Origin of the sequence: Arachidicoccus sp. (genome assembly GCF_050436765.1) — a bacterium.
Classification (GTDB): Bacteria; Bacteroidota; Bacteroidia; order Chitinophagales; family Chitinophagaceae; genus Arachidicoccus.
The window spans coordinates 1-3,808 of record NZ_JBNQGD010000413.1 but is presented as its reverse complement, the minus strand read 5'-3'; the positions used below and the strand labels follow the sequence as shown (position 1 = coordinate 3,808).

At 37.0% G+C, this 3,808-nt stretch carries 6 protein-coding genes; 5 read left to right on the top strand and 1 reads right to left on the bottom strand.

The genetic code is table 11. From position 1 onward, the window contains the following. From ACQR30_RS17140 to ACQR30_RS17120, 5 genes are all read left to right on the top strand, one after another. A partial coding sequence (locus ACQR30_RS17140) for an NAD(P)H-binding protein (RefSeq protein WP_429737005.1) occupies positions 1 to 608 on the top strand: 608 nt, incomplete at its 5' end. A gap of 30 nt (positions 609 to 638) precedes the next feature. Further along, complete coding sequence (locus ACQR30_RS17135; RefSeq protein WP_429737004.1) at positions 639 to 857, top strand: hypothetical protein; 219 nt, start codon at positions 639 to 641, stop codon at positions 855 to 857. 28 nt (positions 858 to 885) lie between these two features. Then, complete coding sequence (locus ACQR30_RS17130; protein ID WP_429737003.1) at positions 886 to 1,575, top strand: DUF1295 domain-containing protein; 690 nt, start codon at positions 886 to 888, stop codon at positions 1,573 to 1,575. A 493-nt stretch (positions 1,576 to 2,068) separates the two neighbouring features. Continuing rightward, entirely contained in the window at positions 2,069 to 2,482 is a 414-nt protein-coding gene (locus ACQR30_RS17125; RefSeq protein ID WP_429737002.1) for a hypothetical protein, read from the top strand. After that, positions 2,475 to 3,107: a SprT-like domain-containing protein gene (locus ACQR30_RS17120; protein ID WP_429737001.1), complete on the top strand. Its 633-nt coding sequence runs from the start codon at positions 2,475 to 2,477 to the stop codon at positions 3,105 to 3,107. Before ACQR30_RS17125 ends, ACQR30_RS17120 begins: the two co-directional genes overlap by 8 nt. Before the next feature lie 97 nt (positions 3,108 to 3,204). Here the strand turns inward: ACQR30_RS17120 and ACQR30_RS17115 are convergent, their stop codons facing one another. Continuing rightward, positions 3,205 to 3,681 carry a hypothetical protein gene (locus ACQR30_RS17115; RefSeq protein WP_429737000.1) on the bottom strand — a complete coding sequence of 159 codons (477 nt, stop codon included), beginning with the start codon at positions 3,679 to 3,681 and terminating at the stop codon, positions 3,205 to 3,207. Positions 3,682 to 3,808: the final 127 nt, after the last annotated feature.

Genomic DNA, 3,808 nt, shown 5'->3' with positions numbered 1-3,808 from the left:
ATATGGATGTGGATTATCAGGCAAATATCAATTTGCTCGAAGAAGCAAAAAAAAGCGGTGTCAGGAAATTTATTTATGTTTCCGTTCTACATGGACAGCATCTAACCAATCTTAAGATCTGCAATGCGAAAGAAAAGTTTGTTAAATCGTTGGAATCTTCGGGACTTGATTATTGCATCATCCGCCCTACGGGCTACTTTTCTGACATGGCCGAATTCTACACTATGGCAAAAAAAGGAAGGATTTTCCTTTTCGGAAATGGGAGCCATAGGATGAACCCTATACATGGTGAAGATCTCGCAAAAGTCTGTGCTGATGCAATTCAGAGCAACGATAAAGAAATTTTGGTGGGTGGACCCGACAATTTAACATACCGCCAGATTGCCAAAACTGCTTTCGAGGTTAGCGGCAGAAAAGAAAAGATAACACATATCCCTTATTGGATAAGTCGGTTTGGTTTGTTCTTTTTAAGAGCATTTACGAGCAGCAAATTTTACGGGCCCATCGAATTCTTTATGACAGTGTTGTCAATGGATGTGGTTGCACCACAACACGGAAGTCATCATTTGAAAGTATATTTCAAAGGATTAAAAAGTAGCAAAGGATAATAAAAATATTGTCTGACAAATTGCGTTTAGATGGAAGAAATACTTATTTTTAAAGCAAATACATTACAGGAAACAGACTTGGCGACGTTAAGCCAACTATTAAATATTAACCGTGGTGTCAAAAGCGGGAATTTCGATTTCCTGGATTGTGACAACATCTTCAGCGTGGTATCCAATGGTATCACGGGCGATGAAATCGGTACTATACTTGCATCGTGCAATATTTACGCCAAAGAACTACCGGACTAATCGGGTAATTATTTGATAAAAATATATTATGGAACTATACGGAAAGAAATCAAAAAGTATCCCTCAGAAAACAATCATTATTTTGCTGGAACTGCTATTACTAACATTGGCTTACTGGATATTATTCCGGGGCGGCGGTACAGTTCTTTTAAACAAGATTGGCATACATACGCAGCCGGGTGATCTTGGGAGTAGAAGTATCGTTTTCGTTTTTTCGTTTATTGTTTTTATTCGGCTGACCTTTATGATGCTTTATCTGCTGAAGCGAAAAATCCTCTGGGAAGAAAGCCTTAGCGTGCCTTTCGCGTTTGCGCTGTATTACATCGGGTTTGCTTTACTGGTGTACAGCCGCCAATCACCAATTGGTGGGTGGGATTATTTTGGTATCTTTATTTTTCTGGCAGGTTCTCTGCTCAATACGTTATCTGAACTGCAAAGACATTTCTGGAAACAGCAGCCCGAGCATAAAGGTATGCTTTATACAAAAGGACTTTTCGCCTACGCTATGCATATCAATTATTTTGGCGACCTTTTATGGGTAAGTGCTTATGCCATCGTCACCCGGAACCCCTATTCAGTAATCATTCCTGCATTCCTTTTCTGTTTTTTTGCTTTTTACAATATCCCAAAGCTGGACAGCTACTTAGCTGAAAAGTACAAAGCACAATTTGGTGCATACCGGGTTAAGACAAAAAAATTTATTCCTTTTATTTATTAATTCTAAAAACCAGTGATGATTAAGCTTAAACCAATATTTATTCAACTCATCCTGGGCGGGGCAAAGAACAACGGTTTTATCCCCAGTCCAAATTAGTCAATATCTATGATGAGTATTCCAAAAAGATAACCCTTCATACAGCATTAGGGAACAGGACTTTTAATACCGGTTTAATATGATCCCACCCACCGGTAAAAAGCGGTACCGCCTTTTTGGGATTTCTAATGTTTTAGCCGTTGTTTTCAGTGGTATAATTTGCTGTATGAGATCGTTTTTGTTTTCAGTGATTAAGTGCTGGTTCGCAGCGAGCAATATTGTATAAAAAATAAGGATATTGGTCGCAGTGCTTTATGAATAACTCAAATTTTGTAGGTAAGTTTGCAATGTTTAAACAGAGGAAATTGTAAATGAACCATCATCATCCTTTATACACAAAGTGATCATTATTTTGGTGGATCATTTATGACCATTAAAAACCGATAAAAATTTATACATGAAAAAGTTCGGGCTGAAAAAGAACTACGTTACCCTTTTGTTGCTGTTTATCATTATATGCACCGTTTGTTTATTTATTAGAAATGGGTTGATAAAACTATCTTTTTATGTAGACGTGAATGTAGTGGTGGTAGCCAATCTTATTTTATTTTTGTTGGCACTGGTTGGAACATTTCAGCATGCAAAAGCGCTAAAGAATCCCAATCCCAATGTTTTTATTCGTAGCATTATGTTGATGACGGTTTTAAAATTTTTTATATTAGGTATTGCTGCAATCGCTTATGTCCTGATTGCTAAAGAAACCAGAAACGTCCCGGCTATTATCATCTCCTTGGTTTTATATGTTATTTATTCTGTTTTTGAAACCCGCGACGCCTTTATTATGAATAAGAATAGCAGTAAAAATGGCTAGGACAGAGCGGCATCCATTACAAGCATTGGCAAACTACTTGCCTGATAGTTGTTTTGATGACGTTGTTTTTTATTTGCAGAAATATAGCGTGCATCTTACTGTAACGCAAGCCAGGTCTTCAATACTAGGCGATTACAGGAATGCGTACCAAGGGAAGAATCATCGTATTTCTATCAATAGCAATCTCAATAAATATTCTTTCTTAATTACATTATTACACGAGTTCGCGCATGGATGCGTTTATGAGACGCACAAACATTCGGTTGCGCCACATGGCCGCGAATGGAAAAATACTTATGGCGAATTGCTCTCTGTTTTTTTACAAAAAGAAATTTTTCCTGCGGATATTTCCATCGCTTTACGCGATTCTCTGCATAATCCCGGTGCCAGCAGTTGTGCGGAAGAAGGTTTGATGCGTGTCTTGCGTAAGTATGACAACAGACCTTTGAATATTTTACACGTGGAAGAGTTACGATTAAATGATTTATTTGTCACCCGCGAAGGTCGCGTTTTTCAGCGTGGCGAAAAAAGACGTACCCGCTATTACTGTACCGAAGTGAAAACACAAAAAGTATATTTATTTAATGCGCTCTATGAAGTGAAGAGGTTAGAGGTGACTGGTTAGGAAAGGATTAATGAAGCTTGAAAACACGGATACAAAGTCCGATTTCTCTTGGAGATGGATGTCATATTTTAATCTTGATAACGTCATTTTTGAGACATCATATTTCGTTTTTGGTTGTTTGTAATTTCGCATAGCATTTAACACAACTCCATCGATTCGTTATTTTTTCCATATCTATTATCAGTTTGTTACGTGACAATGTTTTTAAATCAGGTAATGCAGGGCTTGCCATCTGAATTTTTTGCAGACGCCTAATGGCAACTAATCCAATAGAGCAAATACCTGTGAGAGAATTGTTAAGGCTCTGTTTTGCTTTGTGAGGATAGGGGAGTAAACTTATTTCTTTTTTTATATTGTTAAACAACTCTATAAAAAATTTATGAAAAGCATAAGCGTCTTGCATCCGATTAGGTAGGGTTGCAATTTTATCGCTACAATCCTGGTATATATCAAATAGATCATCATTTAACTGTATCATTTCACCAATTTGATACCAGCAATGTTGTTCCAATTCACTGGCAATATCATCCAGATACAAAGAGCATAACATTACAGAGTTGCCACCTTTTTGCAAAGTAATATTTTTTATCTCCTCCTGACTTTGACACCATCATATTTATATAATATATAAATCTCTAATGATTAGAGATTTATATTTTCTGGGACACCTAAATGGGTGTCCCAGCCATTTAAAGTTTAAA

Bases quoted from the DNA above. Each gene is read 5' to 3' on its own strand.
- ACQR30_RS17135 (WP_429737004.1), top strand. From the start codon at position 639: ATGGAAGAAATACTTATTTTTAAAGCAAATACATTACAGGAAACAGAC.
- ACQR30_RS17130 (WP_429737003.1), top strand. From the start codon at position 886: ATGGAACTATACGGAAAGAAATCAAAAAGTATCCCTCAGAAAACAATC.
- ACQR30_RS17125 (WP_429737002.1), top strand. From the start codon at position 2,069: ATGAAAAAGTTCGGGCTGAAAAAGAACTACGTTACCCTTTTGTTGCTG.
- ACQR30_RS17120 (WP_429737001.1), top strand. From the start codon at position 2,475: ATGGCTAGGACAGAGCGGCATCCATTACAAGCATTGGCAAACTACTTG.